This window comes from Nocardia sp. CY15 (assembly GCF_009829295.1).
Taxonomy (GTDB): Bacteria; Actinomycetota; Actinomycetes; order Mycobacteriales; family Mycobacteriaceae; genus Nocardia; species Nocardia sputi.
On sequence record NZ_VUOT01000021.1, the window covers coordinates 124917 to 151716 of the forward strand.

24 protein-coding genes and 1 tRNA gene are annotated in these 26800 nt (G+C 69.1%); 15 read left to right on the top strand and 10 right to left on the bottom strand.

Annotation, left to right across the window (positions count from 1 at the left end; all coding sequences use genetic code 11):
- Positions 1 to 3 precede the first annotated feature (3 nt).
- Positions 4 to 642, top strand: a complete 639-nt coding sequence (locus GVY39_RS22250; RefSeq protein ID WP_369412166.1) for a hemolysin III family protein — start codon at positions 4 to 6, stop codon at positions 640 to 642.
- A 315-nt stretch (positions 643 to 957) separates the two neighbouring features.
- Positions 958 to 2577, top strand: coding sequence for an adenylate/guanylate cyclase domain-containing protein (locus GVY39_RS22255; RefSeq protein WP_159927635.1), 1620 nt, complete (start codon positions 958 to 960; stop codon positions 2575 to 2577).
- A gap of 126 nt (positions 2578 to 2703) precedes the next feature.
- On the opposite strand, the gene GVY39_RS22260 is transcribed toward GVY39_RS22255, so the two are convergent.
- Positions 2704 to 4755, bottom strand: coding sequence for a thioredoxin domain-containing protein (locus GVY39_RS22260; RefSeq protein ID WP_159927637.1), 2052 nt, complete (start codon positions 4753 to 4755; stop codon positions 2704 to 2706).
- Between the two features lie 384 nt (positions 4756 to 5139).
- Between GVY39_RS22260 and GVY39_RS22265 the strand changes: the two genes are divergently transcribed.
- Entirely contained in the window at positions 5140 to 5442 is a 303-nt protein-coding gene (locus GVY39_RS22265) for a hypothetical protein (protein WP_159927639.1), read from the top strand.
- Between the two features lie 485 nt (positions 5443 to 5927).
- Positions 5928 to 6668, top strand: coding sequence for a hypothetical protein (locus tag GVY39_RS22270; protein ID WP_159927641.1), 741 nt, complete (start codon positions 5928 to 5930; stop codon positions 6666 to 6668).
- Between the two features lie 318 nt (positions 6669 to 6986).
- Here GVY39_RS22270 and GVY39_RS22275 read toward each other — a convergent pair whose 3' ends face one another.
- Positions 6987 to 7562 carry a TIGR03086 family metal-binding protein gene (locus GVY39_RS22275; RefSeq protein WP_159927643.1) on the bottom strand — a complete coding sequence of 192 codons (576 nt, stop codon included), beginning with the start codon at positions 7560 to 7562 and terminating at the stop codon, positions 6987 to 6989.
- A 175-nt stretch (positions 7563 to 7737) separates the two neighbouring features.
- Between GVY39_RS22275 and GVY39_RS22280 the strand changes: the two genes are divergently transcribed.
- Positions 7738 to 7806, top strand: a tRNA-OTHER gene (locus tag GVY39_RS22280).
- Between the two features lie 667 nt (positions 7807 to 8473).
- The gene (locus tag GVY39_RS22285; protein WP_159927645.1) at positions 8474 to 10075 is read left to right on the top strand and encodes a TROVE domain-containing protein; all 1602 of its coding nucleotides are present in this window, start codon (positions 8474 to 8476) and stop codon (positions 10073 to 10075) included.
- Positions 10076 to 10136: 61 nt separating this feature from the next.
- On the opposite strand, the gene GVY39_RS22290 is transcribed toward GVY39_RS22285, so the two are convergent.
- The 3 genes from GVY39_RS22290 to mca form a co-directional block, all read right to left on the bottom strand.
- Positions 10137 to 11447, bottom strand: a complete 1311-nt coding sequence (locus GVY39_RS22290) for an FAD-binding oxidoreductase (RefSeq protein ID WP_159927647.1) — start codon at positions 11445 to 11447, stop codon at positions 10137 to 10139.
- A 158-nt stretch (positions 11448 to 11605) separates the two neighbouring features.
- Positions 11606 to 11884 carry a hypothetical protein gene (locus GVY39_RS22295; RefSeq protein ID WP_159927649.1) on the bottom strand — a complete coding sequence of 93 codons (279 nt, stop codon included), beginning with the start codon at positions 11882 to 11884 and terminating at the stop codon, positions 11606 to 11608.
- Positions 11881 to 12765: a mycothiol conjugate amidase Mca gene (gene mca / locus GVY39_RS22300; protein ID WP_223520780.1), complete on the bottom strand. Its 885-nt coding sequence runs from the start codon at positions 12763 to 12765 to the stop codon at positions 11881 to 11883. The genes GVY39_RS22295 and mca overlap by 4 nt, the downstream gene beginning before the upstream one ends.
- Before the next feature lie 102 nt (positions 12766 to 12867).
- On the opposite strand from mca, the gene GVY39_RS22305 reads away from it, so the two are divergent.
- A complete protein-coding gene (locus GVY39_RS22305) occupies positions 12868 to 13338 on the top strand; it encodes a DUF4307 domain-containing protein (RefSeq protein ID WP_159927651.1) in 471 nt (156 codons plus the stop codon).
- 297 nt (positions 13339 to 13635) lie between these two features.
- Positions 13636 to 14130 (top strand): transcription elongation factor GreA, encoded by a 495-nt coding sequence (gene greA / locus GVY39_RS22310; RefSeq protein WP_040869622.1) that lies wholly within the window; start codon positions 13636 to 13638, stop codon positions 14128 to 14130.
- Positions 14131 to 14227: 97 nt separating this feature from the next.
- On the opposite strand, the gene GVY39_RS22315 is transcribed toward greA, so the two are convergent.
- The gene (locus GVY39_RS22315; protein WP_159927653.1) at positions 14228 to 15370 is read right to left on the bottom strand and encodes a cystathionine gamma-synthase; all 1143 of its coding nucleotides are present in this window, start codon (positions 15368 to 15370) and stop codon (positions 14228 to 14230) included.
- Positions 15371 to 15597: 227 nt separating this feature from the next.
- On the opposite strand from GVY39_RS22315, the gene GVY39_RS22320 reads away from it, so the two are divergent.
- The gene (locus GVY39_RS22320; protein ID WP_159927655.1) at positions 15598 to 16773 is read left to right on the top strand and encodes an acyl-CoA dehydrogenase family protein; all 1176 of its coding nucleotides are present in this window, start codon (positions 15598 to 15600) and stop codon (positions 16771 to 16773) included.
- A 94-nt stretch (positions 16774 to 16867) separates the two neighbouring features.
- On the opposite strand, the gene GVY39_RS22325 is transcribed toward GVY39_RS22320, so the two are convergent.
- Positions 16868 to 17842, bottom strand: a complete 975-nt coding sequence (locus GVY39_RS22325; RefSeq protein WP_159927657.1) for a hypothetical protein — start codon at positions 17840 to 17842, stop codon at positions 16868 to 16870.
- 280 nt (positions 17843 to 18122) lie between these two features.
- On the opposite strand from GVY39_RS22325, the gene GVY39_RS22330 reads away from it, so the two are divergent.
- The gene (locus tag GVY39_RS22330) at positions 18123 to 18329 is read left to right on the top strand and encodes a hypothetical protein (RefSeq protein ID WP_159927659.1); all 207 of its coding nucleotides are present in this window, start codon (positions 18123 to 18125) and stop codon (positions 18327 to 18329) included.
- 249 nt (positions 18330 to 18578) lie between these two features.
- Positions 18579 to 19058 carry a DUF4254 domain-containing protein gene (locus GVY39_RS22335; protein WP_159927661.1) on the top strand — a complete coding sequence of 160 codons (480 nt, stop codon included), beginning with the start codon at positions 18579 to 18581 and terminating at the stop codon, positions 19056 to 19058.
- 10 nt (positions 19059 to 19068) lie between these two features.
- Here GVY39_RS22335 and GVY39_RS22340 read toward each other — a convergent pair whose 3' ends face one another.
- Positions 19069 to 20457 carry a cystathionine beta-synthase gene (locus tag GVY39_RS22340; protein WP_159927663.1) on the bottom strand — a complete coding sequence of 463 codons (1389 nt, stop codon included), beginning with the start codon at positions 20455 to 20457 and terminating at the stop codon, positions 19069 to 19071.
- A gap of 103 nt (positions 20458 to 20560) precedes the next feature.
- Between GVY39_RS22340 and GVY39_RS22345 the strand changes: the two genes are divergently transcribed.
- From GVY39_RS22345 to GVY39_RS22355, 3 genes are all read left to right on the top strand, one after another.
- A complete protein-coding gene (locus GVY39_RS22345) occupies positions 20561 to 21022 on the top strand; it encodes a hypothetical protein (protein ID WP_159927665.1) in 462 nt (153 codons plus the stop codon).
- A gap of 127 nt (positions 21023 to 21149) precedes the next feature.
- The gene (locus GVY39_RS22350) at positions 21150 to 22001 is read left to right on the top strand and encodes an SGNH/GDSL hydrolase family protein (protein WP_159927721.1); all 852 of its coding nucleotides are present in this window, start codon (positions 21150 to 21152) and stop codon (positions 21999 to 22001) included.
- A 44-nt stretch (positions 22002 to 22045) separates the two neighbouring features.
- Positions 22046 to 23266 carry an acetyl-CoA C-acetyltransferase gene (locus GVY39_RS22355; protein ID WP_159927667.1) on the top strand — a complete coding sequence of 407 codons (1221 nt, stop codon included), beginning with the start codon at positions 22046 to 22048 and terminating at the stop codon, positions 23264 to 23266.
- 60 nt (positions 23267 to 23326) lie between these two features.
- Here the strand turns inward: GVY39_RS22355 and GVY39_RS22360 are convergent, their stop codons facing one another.
- Both GVY39_RS22360 and GVY39_RS22365 read right to left on the bottom strand, forming a co-directional pair.
- Positions 23327 to 24190 (bottom strand): Bax inhibitor-1/YccA family protein, encoded by an 864-nt coding sequence (locus tag GVY39_RS22360; protein ID WP_159927668.1) that lies wholly within the window; start codon positions 24188 to 24190, stop codon positions 23327 to 23329.
- Positions 24191 to 24324: 134 nt separating this feature from the next.
- Positions 24325 to 25476, bottom strand: a complete 1152-nt coding sequence (locus GVY39_RS22365; RefSeq protein ID WP_159927669.1) for a class I SAM-dependent methyltransferase — start codon at positions 25474 to 25476, stop codon at positions 24325 to 24327.
- 690 nt (positions 25477 to 26166) lie between these two features.
- Here GVY39_RS22365 and GVY39_RS22370 point away from each other — a divergent pair.
- Positions 26167 to 26757 carry a hypothetical protein gene (locus tag GVY39_RS22370; RefSeq protein ID WP_159927670.1) on the top strand — a complete coding sequence of 197 codons (591 nt, stop codon included), beginning with the start codon at positions 26167 to 26169 and terminating at the stop codon, positions 26755 to 26757.
- Positions 26758 to 26800 lie beyond the last annotated feature (43 nt).

The window sequence follows — 26800 nt, forward strand, 5'->3', positions numbered from 1 at the left end:
GCGCTGGTCAAACCGCGTATGCGGGGCTGGATCCACACCTGGGCGGTGGCCGTCGCCGCGGTCGCGGCCGTCGTGCTGATCGCCCACTCCGCCACGGTGTCGGCGACCGCGGGTTGGTCGACGCTGGTCTACGGGCTCACCGTGTGCGGGCTGTTCGGCATCAGCGCGATCTACCACCGGGTGACCTGGCCGACCGTTCGCGCCCGCATCCGGATGAAGCGAGCGGACCACTCGATGATCTTCCTGTTCATCGCGGGCAGCTATACCCCCTTCGCCCTGCTCGGCCTGCCCGGAAGTACGGGGCAGACGCTGCTGGCCGTTGTGTGGGCGGGGGCGTTGGCCGGTGTGGCGCTGAAACTGCTGTGGCCGACCGCGCCCCGCTGGGTCGGCGTTCCGTTGTATCTGCTGCTGGGCTGGGCCATCGTGCCGGTGGCCGGGCAGCTGAACAACCAGATCGGCATCGCGCCGCTGATCCTGCTGCTGATCGGAGGTCTGATCTACAGCGGCGGAGCGATCCTCTACGCCACCAAATGGCCGAACCCGTGGCCGGCCGTCTTCGGCCACCACGAGTTCTTCCACGCCGCCACCGTGCTCGCGGCACTGACCCACTACGCGGCGGTCTGGCTCGTCGTCTTGCGCTGAGCGCATAGAGTCGAGGGGAGGTCGGACGAGAGGGGCGGCGCGCGCGATGGGATGGCATGCGCTCGGATCGGGGCCGGATAGTGAGCCGCCGAGGGCGCCTGTGGACGGCGGTGCGGATCGGTCACCCGACCAGCCGGGCGAGACCACCGGGAAACCGCCTGTGCCGAGTGTCCTGGTTCTATGCTGCTCGTTCGTGTTCTTCATCGCCGCCTTGCGCGGCATCGCCCTGCCACGTCCGGCAGCCGCGCGGAGTCTGCCGCGCTCGGTGCCTGCGCTCGGCGTCGGCGCGCGTCGTCCATCGGGGTCGCGAACCTCATGATCTCCAAGCTCGTCGTCTGGGCGCTCAAAGCACGGGCAGGTCTGGCCGTGTTGGTCACCACGGCGAATCTCTGTGGCCTCGCGGTGATCGTCACCCAGCTCGCGCTAAACGGCTTTCTGGGCAGGTTGGGCACGGATTGGCCGCGGGCGCTCGCCTTCGTCGGCATCTACCCGGCGGTGGGGTTCCTGGCCGGCATCGTGCTCGCGGTGCGCGACCGGAAGGTGTACTTCGGCTGGCTCGACGACGCGCGCAAGCCGACCGAGGCGGAGGCGCGACGCCTGCTGCACCTGCCCGTCGTGATCAGCGTGCGCGCGCTCGCGCTGTGGATCCCCGGCGTGATCGTGGCGACCGCCGTCTTCGCGCATCTGAGCCCGGACAACGACCCCGGCGTGACGGCGGCGCTGTTCACGATCGGCGCCTTCGAGTCGGCGGCGGTCACCTTCTTGATCGTGGACCGGTTGATCCGGCCCACCATTCCGGTGGTGGCCAGGGTGCTCGGCTGGACGATGCACTGGAGTTCCTCGGTGCTGGTGCGGGTCGTGCTGACCTGGGCGGTGGCGGCGGCGCTTCCGCTGCTCATGCTGATCGTCGTACTGGCCGACCCGGCCGCGGCCGCACCCGACCGGGTTCGCACCGGGATCTACCTCTCCGCGGTCGGCATCGGCGTCGGCGCACTGGCCACCGCCTTCCTCGCCCGCTCCGTCGCCGCGCCGATGCGCACACTGCGCCGCGCGCTGGATCGCATCGCCCAAGGCGACCTCGGCGCCCGGGTGCCGATCGGCAGCACCAGCGAGATCGGCAGGCTGGAGCATTCGGTCAACGAGCTGGCCGCGAACCTGCGCGAGCGGGAGCGGATGCGGGAAGTGTTCGGCAGGCATGTCGGGACGGAGGTCGCCGAGCGCGCGCTCGCCCGCGGAGCGGACCTCACCGGTGACGTGCGTGAGGTGGCGGCGCTGTTCGTCGACGTGACCGGCTCGGTGGAGTTGTCCACCGGGCTGCCGCCGCAGGAGTTCGTGGACAAGCTCAACCGATTGCTCGCGATCGTCGTCGCCGCGACCGAGGAGAACAACGGCCTGGTCAACAAGTTCGAGGGCGACGCGGCGCTGTGCGTCTTCGGAGCGCCGATCGCCCTGCGCGACAACGCGACCCCGGCCCTGCGGGCGGCGCGCCGCATCCGGGACGAGGTCATCGCCACGGGCGAGCTCGACATCGGGATCGGCGTGGCGCGCGGACCGGTCTTCGCGGGCGACGTCGGTTCCGACACCCGGCTCGAGTTCACGGTCATCGGCGACGCCGTCAACGAGGCGGCTCGGCTCACCACGGCGGCCAAGGAAGTGCCGCGGCGCGTGCTGGTGAGCCAAGCGGTGATCGACGCGGCCGCCGAACACGAACGCGCGCAATGGACCTTCTACGACACCATCGTGCTGCGCGGCATGAAAGAGCCGACGACCTGCTGGACCGACATCGACACCTCCGACGCCCACCCCGACCCCGCCGCGAACGGCACCGATCAGCTCGACAGCGGCGACCTGCCGCCCGACACCAACCCGGTGATCGAAATTCACACTGCCGCACCGGCGCCCGACACCGAGATCGATGCCCGACCTCGGCGCTGACGGCTCCGACAGCGGTAGCCGCACGGCTGCTGCGACGACGCGGCCGTCATCGCGCGACCGGCAGGCGTCCGGCCGGTCGACCGCGGTCGACGGGAAGCCCGACCGCGACGGACCCGCCCGTCTCCGCTAGTTCCGCTGCAGAGCCGTGCGGAGCTGGTCCGCGGTGGAGACCGGAAGGTCGCAGACGGAGCCGCGGCAGACGTAGGCCGCAGCGGCATTGCCGACCAAAGGCCGGTCCGCCAGAAGGGGGACGGCGTTCGGGGCGGCGGCGAGGACGACCGCGCCGCCGGGGGCGGCCTGCCGTGCCGTGGCGAGCAATTCGGTCGGGCGGGAGACCGACTCGGTGGCGATGGCGACCTGGAGCGGACCGCGCAAGGCCGCCTCGGCGACCGCGAGCCACTGTCCCGCCGATCGGGGCGCGCGTGCCAGCACGATCGCGCCGCGTTCGAGGGTCAGGTCGGCGAGTTCCCGGTAGCGGGCGGCCCGTTCGGGGTCGCTCGTGGCCGCCGCGGTGAGCAGGGCTTCGGCGAGCGCGGAGGTGCCCGCGGGGGTCGCGCCGTCGATCGGGTCGCGCGGACGGGTGACGAGGGTTTCGGCGTCGTCGGCGGTGTCGAACCAGCTGCCCGGCCGGTCCGGATCGGCGAAGTGCTCGATCGCGGTGTCCAGCAGGCGCTGGGCGTCTTCCAGCCAGCCGAGTTCACCGGTGACCTGGTGCAGCGCGAGCAGTCCGGTGACCAGCCAGGCGTGATCCTCCAGTATCGCGGGCGCGGCGCCGGCGACGCCGCCGAGCGAGGCGCGGCGCAGCCGTCCGTCCACCACGTGTTCGGCCAGCAGGAAGCGGGCGCACCGAATGGCCGCGGCGGTCCACTCCGGCTCGTCCAGCGCGGCCGCGGCCTCGGCCAGCGCGGTGATCGCCATGCCGTTCCAGGCGGACACCACTTTGTCGTCCCGGTCCGGCTGCGGTCGGCGGTCGCGGGCGGCGATCAACGCCGCTCGCACGCGTTCCAGGCGCGCACCTTCCTCGGCAGTGGTGGGCTCGGTGTACCTGGTCAGCACCGAGGTGCCCTGCTCGAAGTTCCCGGCGGTGCTGACGCCGAAGAATTCGGCCGCCCAGCCCCCGTCGATCGAACCGAGCGCGCCGGCCAGTTCCGCGGGCGTCCAGACGTACGTCGCGCCTTCTACACCGGGTTTGCCGGGTTCCAGATGAGTGTCGGCGTCCAAAGCCGATGCGAAGCCGCCCTGTGCGGTCCCCAGGTCGTCGAGCAGGAATCGTACGGTTTCCCGGGTGACCCGCTCCGACAACGATTCCGGGAGCACCGATGTGGTGCGCCGGGCCAAGTGCGCGTAGGCCCGCAGCAGCTGCGCGTTGTCGTACAACATCTTCTCGAAATGCGGCACCACCCACGCGGCGTCGACCGAATACCGCGCGAAGCCCCCGCGCAGCTGGTCGTAGATGCCGCCGCGCGCCATCGCCTCCGCGGTTCGGGAGACCACGTCGAACACCGCCGGGTCACCGGTCCGCTCCCAGTGCCGCAACAGGCCCTCCAGCAGCGCCGACGGCGGGAATTTGGGGGCGCCGCCGAACCCGCCGTGCTCGTGGTCCTCATCGCGCAGCACCGCGGCGACGGCATGGGCGAGCAGCTCCGGCGTGATCGTCAGATCCGTGTCGGGCAGGCCCGCCGTCTGCTCGCGCAGCGCCGCCGACACTTGCGCGGACGCCTGGTTCACCTCGTCACGCCGGGTGCGCCAGGTCTCGGTGATCGCGGTGAGCAACTGTGTGAACGACGGCATACCGCCGCGCGGAAGCTTCGGGTAGTAGGTGCCGCAGTAGAACGGTTCGCCGTCCGGGGTCAGGAAGCAGGTCATCGGCCAGCCGCCCTGACCCGTCATCGCCACCGTGGCGTTCATGTAGACCGCGTCCAGGTCGGGCCGCTCCTCCCGGTCGACCTTCACGCAGACGAAGTGCGCGTTCATCTGCTCGGCGGTGGCCGCGTCCTCGAACGACTCGTGCGCCATCACGTGGCACCAGTGACAGGACGCGTATCCGACCGAGAGCAGGATGGGCACGTCCCGTTCACGCGCTTCGGCCAGTGCCTCGGCATCCCACTCCCGCCAGTGCACCGGATTGCCCGCATGCTGGCGCAGGTACGGAGACGTCGCCTTTCCGAGCCTGTTCATGGCTCCACCGTACGGCCCTTCCTCGCGCCGCGCGGGCAGCACGGGCCGGGGGTCTCGACTCCGAAAGCCGCCGGGGCCGCGGGAGAGGACTTCGTCGCGCCGACGCTGAGGGCCGGTCGAGCCCGACGCACACCGCCGCCGCGGGAACAGTGGCGGTGGAATGCTGATCCGTACGCCGGAGTTGGTCACGGCCGAGATGGCGACCCGCGCGGCGTTCGAGGCTCACCGATTCAGATTTCCCCGGGCCAGCGGTTCGAGACGATCCCGTCCGAACACGGATGGGTGTGCCGTCCGAATCCACCCAGGAGGCGATCGACCAGGAGCGGCAGATAGGTCTGGCCGTTCACCATCTTCGTCACCACCGACGAGTCCGACGATGCGCTCGTGTGGAATCAGGCGCTCCAGGCATGGCAGTACGATCCCGGCCGGGTTGTGCGATTCACGGCGGATCATCAGACCTGGGACCGTTTCGAAGTGGTGGATCGCGCGGCGGCCGAGGAGTTCTCGCGCCGTCTGGCGGTAGCCGGCGCGGCGGCCAGTGAGCTGCCGAGCGAGGAATGGATCGAGTGGTTCTTCTCTTGGAAAGGAGATCCGCCGGAGCACGACGACATCTCCTGGGACGACGATCTCTACGTTCGGGAGGCCAAGGAGACCGCGCGTCGGCGCTCGGCGGCCGGTGACGAATGATTCGTTCGACGCCTCGAGTGACCGTCTACCGCCGAGAAGCGTCCGGAAACCATCGGAGCAAGGAAATGTCGAAACCACCTTTCTGACAGTCCCCGAATCCTGAGGAGCAGCGGGAGATCGACAAGAAGCTCGCCGCCCGCATGGGATCTCGCTCGAAGAGCTCTACGAGATCGACCGGCGAGTCGCCGAGGAAGTGCGAGCCCGGGATGCCCTTCCACGGGAAGAAAGAATTGTCGACAGCAATCCGAAATTCAACGAGGGATTCGGACCCGATACGCCCGAGAACGATCTCGCGCCCGGCGAGCTGCGAACTTATTACCATTCGATCGACACCCCTCGCACCGACACTGCGACAGCCCCGCAGCCCGCTTCAGGGCAGCCACCGAGAATTCTATGCACCGCCCGGCGCTCCCGGAGGCTTCGCTCCGGCCCCACCGAGGGGGCCGATACGACGGTGGACACGGCAGGCGGTCTTCTACCTGCCGGTGACGCTACGCGGAGAATTACTGGGATACCTGTGGGCGTCCACCGCGAGCAACGCGGCGAGTTTCGTCCGGAAACTGCGGCCCGGTTCCGGCGAAGGGCTCTCTGCCCCTTTCGCCGATCCGTCGTTGTGGAGCGCGGACGTGTGGGCGGAGCGACTGGCGCTCGCCTACGAGCGAGGCGTTTTAGCACAAGCAGCCGTCCGGCAGTGGATCGGCGCACCGGAACATCCACAAGGCGGCGCGATTTCAGCGGATTCCGTCGAACAGCACGCCGCCACCCTCGCCGAGCTCTACGAAATCGTGAACCCGGGTGGCCCACCGCCGCCGAACCCGCTGATTCAGGACGGCATGTTCCCGGACGGCACCCCTGCCGACCGCTCGCAGGGCTGGGGGCCACTGATCAGTAGCCCGCTGCCGCGGTATCCGACAGACACGAATGCCGCCGTCCGATTCTTTCCTGTCAGCAAGGACGGCGCAGTCATCGGATATCTCTGGGCGTCCATTGCCGACGACGCCGCCGACTATCTACCGCGGATCTCCTCCGGCCGCACCGGCGAGATCGCTGCCGGTCTGTGGCATCTGTGGCTCAGCCGTGCCTACGAGGAGGGGCTGGCACCGCTCGAGGCACCCGATCGATGCCGGCAGATGCCCGAGGATCGCCTGTCGGGAGTGATCGGCGTCCGAGTGCCCGCGCAGGAGCTGCCCGGTCTCGACGCATTGCAGGACCTGGCTCGGCTGTAGGGATCGCGCCGGCCGGTACACGGCGCGGCGAAAATGAGCTGCGCCCTTCCGAGCCGACCGGCTACAGTCCTACCCGCGCCCGGTGCGCAGGCAACGGCTACTTCCGTATTCGATGGACGGGTTGCGGGTTCGAATCCCGTCCGGATCGCAAGCGATCCGGTAGCTCAATCGGCAGAGCTGTCCAAGGCAGGGTCTCCAGACCCGTAGGGCTCGATTCGCTCGAGCCGGTATTCCGTCGCCGCCCAGACCTCGGGCGCTCAACATGCCGTGCGGAGGCGGCCGAATTCCGCGCGATACTTTGCCGACTCGCCGGATGGACTATGTCCGCGTAAGCACCTCACGCCCCACGTACGCCAGCAACCGGCGGTGTGCCGGCTCATCGTCTGCGACGACGACCTCGGGCCCGAAGACGCCCGGCGCGCGGAAGGAGTCGATGCCGCCCATGGCTTGCATGGTGGCGAGCAGTTCGCCACACAGCTCGTCGTCGGCCAGATCCGGCCGGTCGATGGCCACCGCGATGTCGACTCCGTGGACGAGAATCTCGGTGAGATGCACCAGTGCCGCCGCGGGGCCGGGCAGTTCCCCGAGTGCGACGCCCACCGTGCCGTCCAGCGCGTCCGGCCGGTGCCATGCGGCGCGGTCCACTTCCGCGGCCGCGGCGTACGCGCCCTGCGGATCCCCGCCGAGCCAGTCGGATGCGTGTTCGGCGCCTGCGTTCGTGCCGCTCAGAGCGGCCGCGAAGATGTGCATACCCCCCACGGTGTGGTTGAGGACGGCACGGACGTCCCAATCCCGGCACGGCGTCGGCGCGGCCAGACCCGCACCCTCCACGGCGGCGACGATCGCTCCGGTCGCGTCCAGTGCGCGGTCGATCTGTCCGATCACATTGTCCATGAGCATCCTTCGGTCGTGCGGTTTGGCTGAATTGGTAACACAGGACTCCGACCGGCGCGCGACAATGCGAACACCATTTTGTGCCGAAATAGTTGCCAGCGGTGTGCTTCCCGCCATCGCCGCGGAATAATCGGATGCGCGAGTCTCGCCGCAGCCACTACAGTGAGCGGTGCACCCGGTGCGCAGGCAACGGCTACTTCCACTTCTAATGGACAGGTTGCGGGTTCGAGTCCCGCCCGGACCACACACGGTCCGGTAGCTCAATCGGCAGAGCGGTACGTTCCGTCGCCGACCTCTATCTCGGGTGCGCAACGTGATTCATTCGCGTGCGAGCCCGCCCGGTGCGCGTACCGCGGCTACTTCGGGGCCAGGAAGTTCCGGTTCGAATCCGGACTGCCAGGAGGCAGTAGTGTAATCGGCAAGCACGAAGGGCATATTTCGTGGTCGACTCGACCTCGGGCCGGCTCCTCGCAGTGACGCACGGCGCATGTCCGGTGCGCAGGCAACGGCTACTTCGGGTTCAACTCCTGCCGAAACCATTTCGGTCGCTCGATACGGCGAGCAGGCCGTCGCCGCTTTTCCTCGGACATCGTGCTCGCAAAAAATGAGGTGCGGCAATCGAATTCGTCTCGCTACAGTTTCGGTGCACCCGGGAACCACCGGGCGCGCCACAACTCCATCGCACCTCCCGGTGCGAAGTCGGCGGCTACTTCTCGACCACGCCATTTCGGGAATTCCGCAGGCAAATCATCGATCTCGGGGGGGCATCGCACGCACCGGCCCGGTGCGGCTACACGGCTGGTTCCGCGAGCAGGCCACACCATGCCTGCGTCGACCGGTACAGCGCCGCGGCAGATTTCGACCTCGGGCCGGACACCGCGCCTGTCCCCGACGTACATCTGGGGAAATCCATGAGCAAGTTCAACCGCGCGCGCCCCGGCGCGACCTCACCGGTCACCAGCGAGACCCGTCCGACCGGCCGCACCTTCGAGGGTGGCGCGGGATACACCCGCACGCCGCAGAGCGAGCTGTTCCTGCTGGCCGTCACGAACATGGTCGGTGAGCACACCTTCTACGAGTCCGCCGGTGAGCGCGACGATCGCTACGCCGCGCTGGTGCACCAGGCGACGATCACCGCCCCCGAGTGGACCGCCCGCTTCCTGCGCTGGTTGCGCACCGAGGCGAACATGCGCAGCGCCGCGATCGTCGGCGCCGCCGAGTTCGCCAAGGCGCGCCTGGACGCGGACGCGGCGGGGATGTCGCGGCAGGTGATCGACTCGGTGTTGCAGCGCGCCGACGAGCCGGGGGAACTGCTCGCCTACTGGATCGCGACACATGGGCGGGCCGTGCCCAAGCCGGTCAAGCGCGGCGTCGCCGACGCCGTCCGGCGGCTGTACGACGAGCGCGCCCTGCTCAAGTGGGACAGCGCCGCGCGCTCCTTCCGGTTCGCCGATGTGCTCCAGTTGACCCATCCCGCTCCCGCGGACGGCAAGTCGTGGCAGGGCGCGTTGTTCGCACACGCACTGGATCGGCGGTACGGCCGCGAGACCGAACCGCCCACCGCTCTGGCGGTGCTGCGGGCCCGTGCGGAGCTGATGGCCCGCCCGGTCGAGCAGCGCCGCGCGCTGTTCGACGACCCCGAGCAGGCTCGTGCCACGCTGCGCGCGGGGGGCATGACCTGGGAGGCGGTCGCGGGCTGGCTCCAGGGCCCGATGGACGCGACGGTGTGGGAGGCACTCGTTCCGACCATGGGTTACATGGCCAAGCTGCGCAATCTGCGCAACTTCGACCAGGCCGGAGTGAGCGACGCCGTGGCCGCGGACGTGGCCGCCGAACTCGCCGATCCCGGACAGGTGGCCCGTTCGCGGCAGCTGCCGATCCGGTTCCTGTCGGCGTACCGGGCCGCGCCGTCGCTGCGCTGGGGTCACGCGCTCGAGCAGGCGCTCGGTCATTCGCTGGCCGCCGTGCCCGCGCTCTCCGGGCGGACGTTGGTGCTGGTGGACACCTCGGGCTCGATGCAGGCGGGATTCGCCAAGGACGGCTCGCTGGCGCGCTGGGACGCCGCCGCGCTGTTCGGCCTCGCGCTGGCCCGGCGCTGCGCTCGGGCCGACGTGGTGTCCTACTCGAGCGGCGGCACGTGGCAGGGCCGCACCCAGCCCGGCAGCCGGGTGTTCCCGCAGCGGCGCGCCGAGCCGGTGCTGGGTGCGGTACGGCGCTGGCGCGAGGAGGGTTACTTCCTCGGCTGGGGTACCGACACGGCCGGGGCGGTGCGTGAGCACTACGCAGGTCACGACCGGGTCGTCATCCTGACCGACGAGCAGGCGCACGACGGCGACGTCGGCCGTGCGCTGCCCGCCCGGGTGCCGCTCTACACCTGGAACCTGGCGGGATACCGGTACGGGCATGCCCCCGGCGGCACCCCGTACCGGCACACCTTCGGGGGCTTGACCGACGCGGCGTTCCGGATGATCCCGCTGCTGGAGGCGGGCCGCGACGCCGACTGGCCGTTCTGAACGGCGGCGGGGCCGAGACCACACCGGTCTCGGCCCCGTTGCCGCGGGTCGCCTTGCCGGTTCAATCGAGCACCGGATAGTTGGCCCGGATGACGCCGTGCGGGTCCCGGGCGCGCTTGATCTCGCGCAGCCGGGCCAGCGTCGCCGAATCGAAAGCGGCGGCGGCGGATTCGTCCGGCGTCAGGAACGTGTACGGCTTACGGCCGCTGATCTGCCCGCTCACCGCGTCCACGATGGCGATGCGCCGGGCCTTGACCGCCTCGGCGAGATGCGGCAGCCCCAGCCCCAGGCAGTAGAGCAGGTAGGGCTCGGCGATCGGGCCGCGTACGCCACTGTCCGGCCTGCCTTCGGCGAAGGCGCCGCCCAGGTGACGGATCTGCACGTTGGCCAGCGGGGCGACCGGTCCATCGATCAGAGTCTTGACCACGGCGTCGCCGAGATCGGTGAGCTGCTCTGCCCGGGAGAGCGACGGGCTCGGGTTCGTGGGTTCGGCGGTGACGGCACCGATGTCGGCGGCCCCGAACACGCCGCGCTTGTCCAGGATCGGATTCCCGATGGCGTCCAGCCGCGCGAGCGCGGCGCGTCCTCGATCCGGGTCGCCCAGGTAGACGGCGTCCACACCGACCATGGGCGGTGCGTCCGGGATCTGGAGGCGCTGGAACCACACGGTCAGCTCCTCCGGCGCGGCGGCGGTGATCTCCCGGAAGACGTCGAAGACCTCGCGTATCCGCGTTTCCGGCCAGAGCACGCGGCCGCCGAACAGCTCCCGTGCGGGGAACAGGTCGAACTCGAGCGCGGTCACCACGGCGAAGTCGCCTCCGCCGCCGCGCAGCGCCCAGAACAGGTCCGGATCGTCCTCCGCCGTGACCCGTCGCCGGGCGCCCGCGGCGTCGACGACCTCGAACGCGCGCACGGCGTCGCTGGCCCAGCCGTGTTTGCGGCCGAACCAGCTCATGCCGCCGCCGAGGGTGTAGCCGGTCACGCCGACGACCGGGTTGCTGCCCGCCAGGCCGGTCAACCCGTGCCTGGCGGCGGCAGCCTGCACCCGGCCCCACGGCGTCCCCGCGCCGACGCGCGCCACCCGCCGCTCGGCGTCGATCTCGATGCCGTCCAACTGTCCGGTGCGCAGCAGAATCGCCTCCGGTACCCCACCGGAGGCGCCGTGGCCGGTCGGCTGGGTGACCACCGGCACGCCCGCGCGGCCGGCGTACCGGAGCACGGTCGCGACGTCGTCGGCATCGTTTGCCCGCACCACGGCGGCCACCGGTTGCTCGACCGTCGTCGTCCACGGCCGGGCCGCGGTCTCGAAGCTCTCGTCACCGGCCACCAGCACACGGCCGGGCAGCTCGGCCCGCAGTTCGTCGAATGTCATCGCTCTGTCCTCGACTCTCAGTGTTCGAAAGGAGACGCGGGCAACGAATCCGGGGTCGCCGTCACAGGGACGGGCAGTGGATCGTGCCGCGACTACCTCATTGACGAAAGAGAGCGCGGAAAGGTAACAACACGCAGGTCAGCGGGGCGAGGCCCCGGTCAAGTCGATTCGGCGCGCCCTTCGGAGTCAGCGCCTTTCGACTCCTCGGCACGCCGGGTGATGCCGTGCTCGGTCCCCTCGTCGGCCTCCTGGTCCGGTTCGGGGTGCTCGGGCTCGAACGTGGCGGGCAGGCCCTTGATGTGCCGGTTCATCGACCGGATCAGCAGGAAGGTGCCCGCGAGCAGCAGCAGGACGATGACGAGACCGAGCGGTGACGCCTTGCCGAACTCGGGGCCGGTCGGCGTCCCGGGTGTCTGGGCGAGCAGGACCAGTGTCACGACCGCTCGTCCTCGATGCCCGCGAACAGGTCGGTCTCCGGCAGCTCGGTGCGCACCCGGGTCTTGGCCAGCTCGAACTCCTCGGTCGGCCACAGCCGCTGCTGCATCTCCAGCGGAATGGCGAAGAAGGCGCCGTTCGGGTCGATCTGCGTCGCGTGCGCGCGCAAGGCGTCGTCGCGTTGCGGGAAGTACTTGGAGCACTCGATCTGGGTGGTGATCCGGGACATCATGTCACCGCGCTCCGCGGTGTACTGGCGCATCCGGTCCAGCCACTCCTGGAGCGGGAACGGTTCCCCGAGCCGCTCGTACTCCGCGGAGAACACCTCCATCCGCCGCATGCTGAACCCGTGGTCGTAGTACAGCTTGAGCGGCGTCCACGGCTCGCCCGCGTCGGGGAAGCGCTCCGGGTCGCCCGCCGCCTCGAACGCCGCCATCGACACCTCGTGGCAGCGGATGTGGTCGGGATGCGGGTAGCCGCCGGTCTCGTCGTAGGTGGTCATCACGTGCGGCTTGAACTCGCGCACCACGCGCACCAGGGCCTCGGTGGCCTCCTCCAGCGAAACCAGCGCGAAGCAGCCCTCGGGCAGCGGCGGCAACGGGTCGCCCTCCGGCAGCCCCGAGTCGACGAATCCGAGCCAGTGCTGGCGAACACCGAGCGCGCGGGCAGCGGCGGCCATCTCCTCGCGGCGGATCTCGTGGATCCGCTCCAGAACGCCCGGGGTGTCCATGGCCGGGTTCAGGATGCTTCCGCGCTCTCCGCCGGTCAGCGTCACGACGAGGACGTCGTGTCCCTCGTCGGCGTAGCGGGCGGTCGTCGCGGCACCCTTGCTGGATTCGTCGTCTGGGTGGGCATGCACCGCCATGAGGCGAAGGCCACTCACGTCTCGTTCACCGTCGCTCTCGGTCGCGGCTGTCGGGGCTTCGTTACCTATAGTTCCATTCGACCCACATTTGTTCCGACGTACCCCCCGGGAGCGACCACCATGAGCCAGCCCGCGCCGGAAACCGGCGGTGACGCGAAGGCCGCGGCGGCGTCCCCGAGCCGACCCCCGGCCGACCGGTACGGCATCCGGCCCCGCAAGCCGCGCCGCTGGGTCGCGCTGGCGCTCGGCGTGGTCGTGGTGCTCGCCGGGCTGGGCGTCGCCTACCTCGGGTATCAGAAGTACGGGCCGGACGACATCGAGGCCGAGCAGCTCGGCTACGTCGTCGTCGACGACTCGACCATGACCATCCGGCTCAAGGTCACCCGCGCCGACCCCGAGCGGCCGGTGGTGTGTTTCGTCCGCGCGATGGCGCGCGACGGCTCCGAACTCGGCCGCCGTGAAGTGCTGATCGAGCCGTCGGGCAGCGGCACCGTCGAGCTGACCACCGTGGTGCGCTCGTCGGCGCGACCGGCCTCGGGCAGTGTGTACGCGTGCAGCGATCAGGTGCCCGGCTATCTGCGGGCTGGCTGATTTCCGCGCGTCGACCGGCGACGTGCCCACGAAATCAACTCCGACCTGCACATTTGTGAATCATGCTAAAATGGCGTGATACACGGTTCCGGGGCTCGGAGCCGTGTTTGCTGCATTGGCGGCCAGCGCTGACGGTTCGGGCTTGTGAGCATGCCCGCGACCAGGGCCTGTCGGGGTTCGATGAACTTCCCAGGATCGCTCTAGCCGTCGACTGGTGCGTGCCCTCTTCCGGGTGGGTACACGCCGGTGCTCAGGGAATCCCGGCCTGCCGGGAACAACTACTAGGGAGTGATCGAGATGACTGAGACGCAAGTGACCTGGCTGACCCCGGAGTCGCACGACAGGCTCAAGAGCGAACTCGACGCGCTCATCGCCAATCGTCCGGTCATCGCCGCCGAGATCAACGAACGCCGGGAAGAGGGCGACCTCAAGGAGAACGGCGGATACCACGCCGCGCGCGAGGAGCAGGGTCAGCAGGAGGCGCGCATTCGCCAGCTGCAGGAGCTGCTGAACAACGCCAAGGTCGGCGTCGCGCCGACCAAGTCCGGCGTCGCGCTTCCCGGGTCGGTCGTCAAGGTCTACTACGACGGCGACGAGACGGACACCGAAACCTTCCTGATCGCCACCCGTGAGGAGGGTCTCAGCGATTCGAAGCTGGAGACCTACTCGCCGAACTCCCCGCTCGGCGGCGCGCTCATCGACGCCAAGGTGGGCGAGACCAGGGAATACACGCTGCCCAACGGCAACACGATGAAGGTCACGCTGATCAGCGCCGAGCCCTACCACAGCTGATACTCCGGGCCGCGGCGTAGCGCCCGGCCGACACCACCGCGGACACGAGCGGCCGCGCCCGATTATCGGGTGCGGCCGCTTCGTCATGTCGGTGAACTTAGCTCAATGCCTGCTCGATGTCCGCGAGCAGGTCGCTGACATCCTCGATACCCACCGAAAGCCGCACCAGATCCGCGGGAACCTCCAGCTCGGAACCCTCGGTGGAGGCGTGCGTCATCGCGGCCGGATGCTCGATCAGCGACTCGATGCCGCCCAGTGATTCGGCGAGGGTGAACACCTCGGTCCGCGAGCAGAACTTGCGGGCCGCCTCGACATCGCCGTGCAGGCGCACCGATATCATCCCGCCGAACCGCCGCATCTGCTTGCCCGCGACGGCATGGCCCGGGTGCTCCGGCAGGCCGGGATAGATCACCTGCGAGATCGACGGGTGCCGGGAGAGGAATTCGGCGATGGTTTCGGCGTTGTCGCAGTGCCGGTCCATCCGCAGGGCGAGGGTCTTGGCGCCACGCAGCGTGAGGAAGGCGTCGAACGGGCCAGGGACCGCGCCCGCGCCGTTCTGCAGGAACGCGAACGCCGCGTCGAGTTCGGGATCGTCGGTGATCAGCGCGCCGCCGATGACGTCGGAGTGACCGCCGAGGTACTTGGTGGTGGAGTGCACCACGATGTCGGCGCCCAGCAGCAACGGCTGCTGCAGATAGGGGGTCGCGAAGGTGTTGTCCACCACCAGTTTCGCGCCCGCGGCGTGCGCGACGTCGGCGAGGGCGGGAATGTCGCCGATGCTCAGCAGCGGGTTGGTGGGCGTCTCGATCCACACCAGCTTGGTGTTCGGCCGGATCGCGGCGCGCATCTCGTCCACGTTGAACACGTGCGCGGGGGAATGCTCGATGCCCCACTGGCTGAAGACCTTGTCGATCAGCCGGAAGGTGCCGCCGTAGGCGTCGTCGGGGATCACGATGTGATCGCCCGGACGCAGCGTGGCGCGCAGCGCACAGTCGGTCGCGGCCATGCCGGAGGCGAACGCCCGGCCGTAGCGGCCCGATTCCAGCGCGGCGAGGTTCGCCTCCAGCACCGAGCGCGTCGGGTTGCCGGTGCGGGCGTATTCGAATCCGCCGCGCAACCCGCCCACGCCGTCCTGGGCGAACGTCGAACTCGCGTAGATGGGCACATTCACCGCGCCGGTCTGCGGATCGGGTTCATACCCGGCGTGCACGGCCCGTGTGGAGAATCCCAGCTCGCTCATGGGGCCAGCCTAATCGGGGCGATTGCCAGGCGACTTCCCGGTCCTTGCATATGGCCGGACGCGCGGCCACGAAACCGGCCAAATCGCCCGAACTACGCCGAGATACCGCGATCTCGCGGTCGAGTCCGGCCGATTTACGCGCAGGGGGCATCCCCGCCGGAAACGTTGCGTCGCGGCAACCGAGTGACCTCGGTCTCGTCGCACCGGCCCCTGTTTAGGCTGAGTTCATGGTCACTGTCGAAGAACTGTTCGCCACCGATGCGCTGCTGTCCGAAGACGAGCGCGAGATCCGGGACACCGTCGCGTCCTTCGCGGCCCAGCGCCTGCGTCCGCACATCGCGGAGTGGTTCGAGGCGGGCACCTTCCCGGCCCGCGAGATCGCGCCGGAACTGGGCGCGCTGGGGCTGCTCGGCATGCACCTGGACGGATACGGTTGCGCGGGAATGTCGGCGACCACGTACGGCTTGGCCTGCCAGGAACTGGAGGCGGTCGACTCCGGCGTCCGCAGCATGGTCTCGGTGCAGGGTTCGCTGGCGATGACCGCGATCCACAAATACGGCTCCGAGGAGCAGAAGCAGCAGTGGCTGCCGGAGCTTGCCGCGGGCCGCGCGCTCGGCTGCTTCGGGCTCACCGAACCCGACTTCGGCTCGAACCCGGGCGGCATGCGCACACGGGCGAAGCGTGACGGCGGCGACTGGGTGCTGAACGGTTCGAAGATGTGGATCACCAACGGCTCGGTGAGCGACGTCGCGGTGGTCTGGGCTCAGACCGAGGACGAGGGCAAGCAGGTGATCCGCGGGTTCCTGGTGCCCGCGGGCACGCCCGGGTTCACGGCGCGGGAGATGCACCGCAAACTGTCGTTGCGCGCGTCGGTCACCGCGGAACTGGACTTCGACGATGTCCGCCTGCCTGCCGACGCGGTGCTGCCGGGATCGCGCGGACTGGCCTCGCCGCTGGGGTGCCTGAGCGAGGCGCGTTTCGGCATCGTCTTCGGCGCCCTCGGCGCGGCGCGCGATTGCCTGGCGTCCACCATCGAGTACGCCAGGACCCGTGAGGTGTTCGACAAGCCGTTGGCCGCCTACCAGCTGACCCAGGCCAAGCTGGCCGACATGGCGCTGGAGTTCGGCAAAGGTCAGCTGCTCGCGCTGCACATCGGGCGACTGAAGGACCGCGGCGTCGTCACACCGGAGCAGGTGAGCGCGGGCAAGCTGAACAGCACGCGCGAGGCCATCGCCATCGCCCGCGAGTGCCGCACCATCCTCGGCGCCAACGGCATCACGCTCGACTACCCGGTGCTTCGCCATGCGAACAATCTGGAGTCCGTGCTCACCTACGAGGGCACCGCTGAGGTGCACCAGTTGGTGCTCGGCCGAGCTCTGACCGACGCGAACGCATTCCGCTGACGAGGTTCACGCCGAAAGTTTCCGAGTCGCGCGTGAGGTGCGGACGAAAACACAGGGCAGGCGCGACCCCGCGAACAACTGAGCAATTGCCGCCCTAGCGGAAATCGTTCTCGTCGGGGTAGTCCATGAACTCGTGCGGCTGCGAATACCGGCCGCCGGGACCGGATCCTTTCTCGCCCCAGTGCCGCCCGTGCGCCCGCGCACCCTGCTGCTCCCATCGGTGTGCCGGATCACCCTGCCACAACCCGCCCTCCGCGCGGTCCCACTGCCATTCCGCATCGTGGCCGTGCTGGTCTTCCCAATGTTGCCCCCTGGCCGCTTGCTGATCCATCCACAGCTGCTCCCGAGCGGCGTCCTCGCCGAGCCGGTAGGCGGCGGCGTGTCCCCGGACCGCGGGCATCTCCTCCTCCAAGCGGCCGAGCCAGTTCTCCCACCGCTGCTGCATCGGGCGGATCATGCCGCCGCCGACGCCCACCACGAGGATGCCGCCGATGGTGGCGAGCACCGTGACGAGGATCGGCAGCGTGACAGAGGTGGCCACGCCGATCTGGTCCAGCGCCGCCACGATGCCGATCCCCCACACGAACACCGCCGCGATCCGGCCGACCGTCGCGCCGTAGGACAGGCCACCGAGCAGGCCGCCGACCATGTCGCGCGCCGCGTGGGCGACCGCGCCCGCGATCACCAGGACGACGATCGCCACGCCCGCCTTGGGCAGCCAGGCGATGACGCCGTCGATCGTGTCGCTCACCGGGTTCGGGCCGAAGACTCCGAAGCCGAGTTGCAGCGCGATCAACAGGACGGCGTAGTACGCCAGTTCGGCCAGCGCATCACCGGCGTCGTAGCGACTGCGCGACAGTAACCGGCGGATCCCGCCCCGCTCGGCGAGACGGTGGAATCCGCTCCGCTCCAGCACTTTCGCGATGATCGCGGCGATCGCTTTCGCGACCAGCCAGCCGATGAGCAGGATGACGAGGAACGCGGCGAGTTCGGGCACGAACGACGCCACCGAACTCCACGCGTCGGACAACCCCTGCTGATAATCGATAGCCGAACTGGAGGTGTGCATTACCTTCCTTCGCTATCCGTCGATGACATGACTGTTTGCTGCCAGTGCGTCCTGACCGTTTATACCGTTGACAGTCAGCCCATACATGTAATTGCGGATAAGTTGCCGAAGTATTTTTTCGACAAGGATGACGTCGATTCGCGCTACCGGATGCCACGCGCCGGTTCTGCGTGAACCCGACCTCCGCTCGATCCCGCCGGGCGGCACAGGTCTCTCGGATTATGCTGCCCGAGAATGGCATTGGGACTGCATAGCCCGGCACGGGCACGACTGTCGGTGCGTGTCGTCGATCCGCGCCGCCGAGGTGCTCGCGGCACTGTCGCTCGCCACCGGCATGCCGTTCGAAAAGGGCTGGTTACCTGCCTGGTCACAAGCGATGATCGCGGCCGGTGCGAATCGGCGACCGTCCCCCGCGTCGGTGGACGGCGCCGTCCCGGCGGCTGACAGACTGCCGAACAACGTTCTCGCACAATGGGAAAGCGGATGAGAACGAGCCGAGTCGCGGGAAGCAGACCTCACAGGAGCCGAGGCAGGGACGGGTAAAGGATTGTTACCTCTTGTCATTTGGGTGCCATGTGGGTGTCACCGTCAGGCCAAGGGGAACGCGGAGGATATCAGTGGATCCGGGCATTGGGGCGATGCCTCCACCGCCACACCATCGGAGGTGCGAAGATGCACACATTGTCGATCGACCGTAGCGCACTGTGGTCGGTTCCGGATGCACTGGGAGCCTGCCATGTTCGTGCGTGACCATCTGCCGCGGCGCTCGCACGGCGTCTCCCGGAAGCTGCCGGATCAGCGTGAGTTGGTCGCCGCCTTCGGCGGTCACCCGAGCGATCCGGAAGAAGACCACCCGCTGGTCGGCTGGGCGCGGGCCCTCGCGGCGCTGCACCGCAGGCGCCACTGCGATCCACTTGCCGCCGCCGGGATCGATTGCCGCCGAGCCGAACTGGTGGCCACCATCGACGCGTGGGTGATCGCCCAGCTGCCGGGCAAACGCTCGACGGATCATCTGCGCGCCGAATCCGTCGGCGCCACGGTCGACCGCATGGCCGCCGCCCACGTGCACGCCAGCCACCTGCTGCACGCCGCCGAAAAGGTGTCCGACGACCGGGTGCACGCCGCCTGGTACCGGCTGGCTCTGCTGGCCGACGAATGGACCGATCTGATCACCGGCGGCGTGCGGGCGGCAGGGCGCGGCAGGAGACCGGCGTAGCGCGGGCCGCCTACTTCCCCAGGGTGCCCGTGCTGAGGAAGCCGAGCAGATCGTGGCGGGTGATCACGCCGACGGGCTTGCCGTCTTCGACGACCATGAGCGCGTCGGTGTCCGAGAGCGCCTTGGTCGCGGCGGAGATGGGTTCGCCCGAACCGATCAGCGGGAACGACGGGCTCATGTGCTGGGCCACCGAATCGGTCAGGTGGGCCCGGCCCTCGAAGACCGCCGACAGCAGATCGCGTTCGGACACGCTGCCCGCGACCTCGCCCGCCATGACCGGCGGCTCGGCGCCGACCACGGGCATCTGGGACACGCCGTACTCGCGCAGGATCTCGATCGCGTCGCGCAGCGTCTCCGACGGGTGGGTGTGCACCAGATCGGGCAGCTCGCCGGACTTGCCGCGCAATACGTCACCCACGAGTGGTTCGGCTGTGCCGTCCATTCGTTCGCGCAGGAAGCCGTAGGAACTCATCCACTCGTCGTTGAAGATCTTCGACAGGTAGCCGCGGCCGCCGTCGGGAAGCAGCACCACCACCACCGCGTCCGGGTCGCGGCGCGCCACCTCGACGGCCGCGACGACCGCCATGCCGCAGGAGCCACCCACCAGCAGGCCCTCCTCGCGGGCGAGCCTGCGCGTCATGTCGAAAGAATCCGCGTCGGAGACCGCGATGATCTCGTCCGGCACGGCGGGGTCGTAGGCGGAGGGCCAGAAGTCCTCGCCGACGCCCTCGACCAGGTACGGCCGCCCGGTGCCGCCGGAGTACACCGACCCCTCCGGGTCGGCACCGATGATCTGGACCTTCCCGCCGGAGACCTCCTTGAGGTAGCGGCCGGTGCCGGTGATGGTGCCGCCGGTGCCGACACCCGCCACGAAGTGGGTGACCTTGCCGTCGGTGTCGCGCCAGATCTCCGGGCCGGTGGTCTCGTAGTGGCTGGCCGGACCACCGGGGTTGGAGTACTGATCGGGCTTCCAGGCGCCGTCGATCTCCTGGACCAAGCGGTCGGAGACGCTGTAGTAACTGTTCGGGTGGTCCGGCGGCACAGCGGTCGGGCAGACCACGACCTCGGCGCCGTAGGCGCGCAGCACGTTGCGCTTGTCCTCGCTGACCTTGTCGGGGCAGACGAACACGCACTTGTAGCCGCGCTGCTGTGCGACTAGGGCGAGGCCGACGCCGGTGTTGCCGGAGGTGGGCTCCACGATGGTTCCGCCGGGCCGCAGCTTCCCGGACTGCTCGGCGGCGTCGATCATCTTCACCGCGATCCGGTCCTTGGAGCTGCCGCCCGGGTTCAGATATTCGATCTTGGCCGCGACCAGCCCCGCGTTCGGTCCTACGACCGAGTTCAACCGGACCAGCGGCGTGTTGCCGATGAGATCCACGACATGATCCGCGATGCGCATGGACCCCATCGTTGCAGACGCACTAACTGTGAGTTCGCGCACGCCGCGCGCAGCGGGCCCGCACTCCCGGCGAACCGGCGCCCGCGGCTTTAGGATCGCTGCCATGAGGCAGCCGAACATCGCCCGCGCCGCAATGCTTCTGGTCGGATCGGCGGTGGCTCTAGTGGTCGGATCCGGTGCGCGAGCCGAGGCGGCGACCGTGGAATTCCCGCAGGTGCCCACGCTGGCCCGCGGCGGTCTGTGCTGGACGAGCATCCGCACCTGGGCCGACACCAGCCCCGAATGGCCCGGTCGCGCCATTCTCAACGTGCGCGCGCTCCCCGTGAGCGGCGTCGGGCCCGGTGTCCACCCGTTCGCGCCGCTGTGCGAGGTTCGCACCACGGTAGCGTGGCGCAACGTCACCACCGGCGCGACGGGCAGCTACGACAACATCGTGGTCACCGGCATCTACGGCAGCATCCAGTACGCGCTGTTCCAGGACACCGGCCCCGGCCTCGTGGAGGTCACCGTCTCCACCGACGCCGCGAGCGTCCCCGCCCGCGGCGCCTTCGTGGTCCCGAGCTGACCTCGCGCCGGTCGCGCACGCGCCGCGAACCCATCGGATGTCGCTTCGTTCGGCACTGGTCGTCCCGGCCGGATTTCGTAAAATTCCTGGCGTGAGCGCTCCTCGATTTCGCTGGCGGACGGCGGCGATGACCAGCGCCGCGGCCGTGCTGGCCGGCTCGGGCGCGGGCACCGCGTGGTGGGCGACCTACCGTCTGCTCATGGCGCAGGCGGGCGTGGCGCGCGGCATGATCGGCCGGGACACCTCGAAGCCGCCGGAGGCGGACGGCATCTACACCCCCGGCTGCGGGGCGCCCGAGCCGTGGCGCACGGGGAAGCACGCCGACCTGCATCTGATGATCTTCGGCGATTCCACCGCGGCCGGCCTCGGCTGCCTGGTGCCCGACGAGGTGCCGGGCGTACGCCTGGCCCGGGGGCTCGCCGAGGCGACGGGGCAGCGGATCCGGTTGAGCACCAAGGCGATCTGCGGCGCCACCTCCAAGGGCCTGGCCGGTCAGGTGGACGCCATGTTCGTCGCCGGTCCGCCGCCGGACGCCGCGGTCATCCTCATCGGCGCCAACGACGTCACCAAGAAGCACTCGATCCGCGCCTCCGCGCGCAGGCTCGCCGCGGCGGTCGCCCGGTTGCGCCGCGCCGACGCGGTCGTAGTGGTCGGCACCTGCCCGAATCTCGGCACCGTGACGGCCATTCCACAGCCACTGCGCACCGTCGTGCACAACTGGAGCGTGCGGCTGGCCAAGGCGCAGCACGTGGCGACGACGGTCGCGGGCGGACACCCGGTGCGTGTGGGCTACCTGCTCGCCCCCGAGTTCCGGGCCGCGCCCGAACTCCTTTTCGCCGCCGACGGCTTCCATCCGTCGGCGGCGGGTTACGAGCTGGCCGCGGCGCGGTTGCTGCCGGTGTTGATGGACGCGCTGGGCGGGACACCCGCTTCCGGTACTCCACGGCGGGACGTAGATTCGATACGAACCCGTGAGTAACCAGCACAGGGGTTCGTCAGAACCGTCCGACCCAAGGAGTCCTCATGCCTGAGGCCGTCATCGTTTCGACCGCGCGCTCCCCGATCGGCCGTGCCCGCAAGGGTTCGCTGGTCGACCTGCGGCCCGACGATCTGACCACGCAGATTGTGCGGGCAGCGCTCGACAAGGTGCCTGCCCTGGACCCGACCCAGATCGACGACCTGATCCTGGGCTGCGGCTCGCCGGGCGGTGAGCAGGGCTTCAACATCGCCCGCGTGGTCGCCGTACAGCTCGGCTACGACTTCGTGCCCGGCACCACCGTGCACCGCTACTGCGCTTCGTCGCTGCAGTCCACCCGGATGGCGTTCCACGCGATCAAGGCGGGCGAGGGCGACGTATTCATCTCCGCCGGTGTGGAGACCGTGTCGCGGTATGTGAACGGATCGGCCGACAGCTGGCCGAACACGCAGAACCCCCTGTTCGCCGCGGCGCAGGAGCGCACCGCGAAGACCGCCGAGGGCGGGGCGGGCATCTGGCACGACCCGCGTGAGGACAACCTGATCCCCGACGTCTACATCGCGATGGGACAGACCGCCGAGAACGTCGCGACCTCCACCGGCATCACCCGCGAAGACCAGGATCGCTGGGGCGTGCGCTCGCAGAACCGCGCCGAGGAGGCGATCAAGAACGGCTTCTTCGAGCGGGAGATCACTCCGGTGACGCTGCCGGACGGCACCGTGATCAGCAAGGACGACGGCCCGCGCGCCGGCGTCACCTACGAGGCGGTCTCCGCGCTGAAGCCGGTCTTCCGCCCGGACGGCACCGTCACCGCGGGCAACTGCTGCCCGCTCAACGACGGCGCGGCGGCGCTGGTCGTCATGAGCGACACCAAGGCCGAGGAGCTCGGACTGACGCCGCTGGCGCGAATCGTGTCCACCGGCGTGTCGGGCCTGTCGCCGGAGATCATGGGGCTGGGCCCGATCGAGGCGTGCAAGCGCGCGCTGGCGCTGGCGGGCAAGACCATCGACGACATCGACCTGGTCGAGATCAACGAGGCGTTCGCGGTGCAGGTGCTCGGCTCGGCGCGAGAGCTGAAGATCGACGAGGACAAGCTGAACGTCTCCGGTGGCGCGATCGCGCTGGGCCACCCGTTCGGCATGACCGGCGCCCGGATCACCACCACGCTGATCAACAACCTGCAGACCCACGACAAGCAGTTCGGTCTGGAGACCATGTGCGTCGGCGGCGGCCAGGGCATGGCGATGGTCATCGAGCGTTTGAGCTGACCCCTCCATACGAAAAGGACGGTCGCCGGGAAACCCGGCGACCGTCCTTTCGTTGGATGGCTAGTCGTTCTGGAAGTAGCTCAGCAGCCGCAGGATCTCGACGTACAGCCACACCAGGGTGATGGTGAGGCCGAGGGCGACGCCCCAGGCCGCCCGCTCGGGAGCCTGCGCGCGGATCAGCTGATCGGCGGCGTCGAAGTCGAGCAGGAAGCTGAACGCGGCGATGGCGATGATCACCAGGCTGAAGACGATCGCCAGCGGGCCGCCGTCGCGCAGGCCGAGACCGCCGTCGATGAAGAAGCTCGCGACCACGTTGCCCAGCGCCAGCACCAGGATGCCGATCATGGCGCCGACGATGATCCTGGTGAATCGCGGCGTCACCCGGATGGCGCCGGTCTTGTAGACCACCAGCATGCCCGCGAAGACACCGAACGTGCCGAGCACGGCCTGACCGATCAGCGCGCTACCGCCGACTCCACCGAACTCGACGTTGGTGAACATGAACGACAGCGCACCGAGGAACAGGCCCTCGGCGACGGCGTAGGACAACACCAGCACCGGGTTGTCCATCTTGTTCGCGAAGGTCGCGATCAGCACCAGCACCAGACCGACCAGGCCGCCGACGATCACGAACAGCGGCGCGAGCGAGGTGTTCGCGTTGGTGAGGCCGTAGGAGACGATCGCGGACAGGGCCAGCACCGCGAGGGTGATGCCCGTCTTGGTCACCACGTCGTCGATGGTCATCGCCCGCGTGGTGGGCGGAGCCTGCTGGTACTGCTGCGGATATTGGCCGTACTGCTGGGGTTGCTGGCCGTACTGGTTGCCGAACTGTCCCGCGGCGGTCACACCGGAACCGAAGTTGGCGTATCCACCGCCCTCCTGCCTGGGCAGGTTCCTGAAAACCGGATTGCTCGTGGTACGCATGAACGGCGTCCCTTTCTGGAGTCGTTGCCGCTGATCATCGAGTTCAGTTACTCGATATCCAACTGCCCTTTCCAACGTTTGTCATCTGTCGTGAGTTCCCGGGGGGACACTCACGGAGCCAGACAATTCGGACTCTACCGCTGCCGCGGGTCGTGCAAGCCACGCACCGAACGAGTCACCGTGAATTTCCGGTTGCGCCCCATCACCTCGGTCCGGCCCACCATCCGTTCGACCACCGCCCGATAGTTGAGATGCGAGTTGTACACCGTCCACAATTCCCCGCCGGGGCGCAGCACCCGACCCGTCTCGGCGAACATCTTGATCGCCGATCCGGTGTGCACGGCCGCGCCGATATGGAACGGCGGGTTGCACAGCACCAGATCGGCGCTGTTGTCCGCGGCCGAGGACATGGCGTCGTCGCGCACGACGCACACCCGGTCGGCGACCCCGTTCGCCTCGGCGGTGGCCCGCGCCGATGCGACCGCGGCGGCGGATTGATCCGTGGCGGTCACCTTGATTCCCGGCCGTGCGGTGGCCAGCGTGACGGCCAGGATGCCGGTGCCGCAGCCGAGATCGATGGCCTCCCGCGCGTCGGGCTTCATCAGTCGCAGGTGATCGAGCAGGAATCTGGTGCCGATGTCCAAGCGCGCACCGGAGAAAGCCGCACCGTGCGCGACTACGTCGAGACCCAGTTCCTCCAACCGATCGCGCACCGGAAACGGCTTGTCCGCGACCGGTTTGGGCCCGGTCACCAGCAGGGTCCGTGACTTCTGCCTGCCGCGGCTGGCACGCACCTCGGAGAAAGACTGGGCCAGGACGTCGTTCATCGACTTGGTCAGATACTTGTCCCGGCCACCCGCGAACACCTCGACCGCCGGATCGGCGTAGCGCGCGATCGCGTCGGCGGCCTCGGCCAGCCCGGCCAGCACCCGGGGCAGGCGGAGCAGGACCACCTGGACACCTCGCAGCAATCCGGCACCGAGCGGGTGCGCGGTGTAGCGATCCGCCAGCCCGGCCGCGCGGGCGTTGTTGGCGAGCGCGAGTTCGCCGGTGAGCAGATCCTGATGTACTCGGACGTCGCGCAGATCATGCCCCGCGATGGCGCCGAGCGTCAGCGCGCCATAGGCGTCACCGATGACGGCTACTTGTCCGTTATCCACAGTCGCCAGGGCGTCGGCCGCGACGTCGAGGATCAACCGATCAGCGGCATCCACGGCGTAGAGGTTCAGCGCCTCCACGTCCGGATACCGCCGCAGCCGGCTCAGTACGTCCTCGACATTTCCCACGCCTCAAGTGTGCTAGATCGTTGCCCAGCGGTCACGCCCACCCCGCCCAATCAATTCCGTCGCACCGCGGAAGAGGTGAGCCACTTCCTGAAGCGAGCCGCGACAGGCGATTTCGCGAACACCACGCACGGCAGTCGCGACGACGACTCCCGACCCGTACCGACTCGACAGCCCAACGGATCACGCGCCCGATCGTCATCACCGGCGCGACGGGAACTCCACCGGTCATCTGGCCGACACCTTCCAGGAGCGAGCACGCCATTCGCGAGATCGTCTGCCTCACCAGTGGACTCTAGACCTGACCAGCGGACTCGGCCCGGCCACAACCGGACGCCTTCGACGCGCAGGTATCGATAAGCGGACCACCGCACGCGGACAACCCCCGGATCTTCCTGAAACCGCTGCCGGGCAACCGTAATCCGGACACTCGCACAGCAGCTGGTATCCGGCCCATTCGGGTCCACGGAAGGGACGATCCGCGACCGGGAGGTCACCGAACCCGTGCGCCAGGAGCTCGTGCGCCGAACGTTCGCTACAGCAATCGATTAGCAATAGGCATGCCCGACCGGCCGACCAGACGGTCTGCAATCACCCACGTGCGCACCCCTTTCGCTGCCCGCTGATGGCGAATCAGCCGCAACACTCTCGCGATTACGCCATCAGACGCGTTCGGCTGAGTAGCATCGAGCCATGCGCAACAGGATGGTGCTCGTGGTCGCCGTCGCGACGGCACTGCTCGCAGGCTGCGGTGATAGCGATCCGACACCGGGCGCCCCGGTCGCTTCGATCACCGGCACGTCGGCCGCCGTCGCGCAAGCCCCGTCACCGCAGGCCCCGGCCCCACAGGACGCTGGACCAAAACAGGGCAAGGCGTCCGCTGACGCCGCGCTCACGGTGACCGATGTCCGCCTGGGCCGTCAGCCCGGCTTCGATCGCGTGGTCTACGACCTCGGCGGGGTCGGCACGCCCGGCTGGATCGTCCGCTACACCGACCGCGCCGTGCAGGAAGGCAGCGGCAATCCCGTGGACGTGGCGGGCCGGTCGATTCTGGAGGTGCGCATCCTCGGCTCGGCCTACCCGTTCGACAGCGGCGTGACGCCGTACGAGGGGCCGGACCCCGCCGTCGACCCTGCGGTTCCCGGCATCGCGGGCGTCTACCGGACGACGGTGTTCGAAGGCGTCACACAGTCGTTCATCGGCGTGCAGGCCGACCGGCCCGGCTTCACGGTGAGCACGTTGTCCAATCCGACCCGGCTGGTCGTCGACATCGCGAATTCCTAGATACGGGTACGCCGAAGGGGTATCTCCGCCGCGCCGGTCCGGC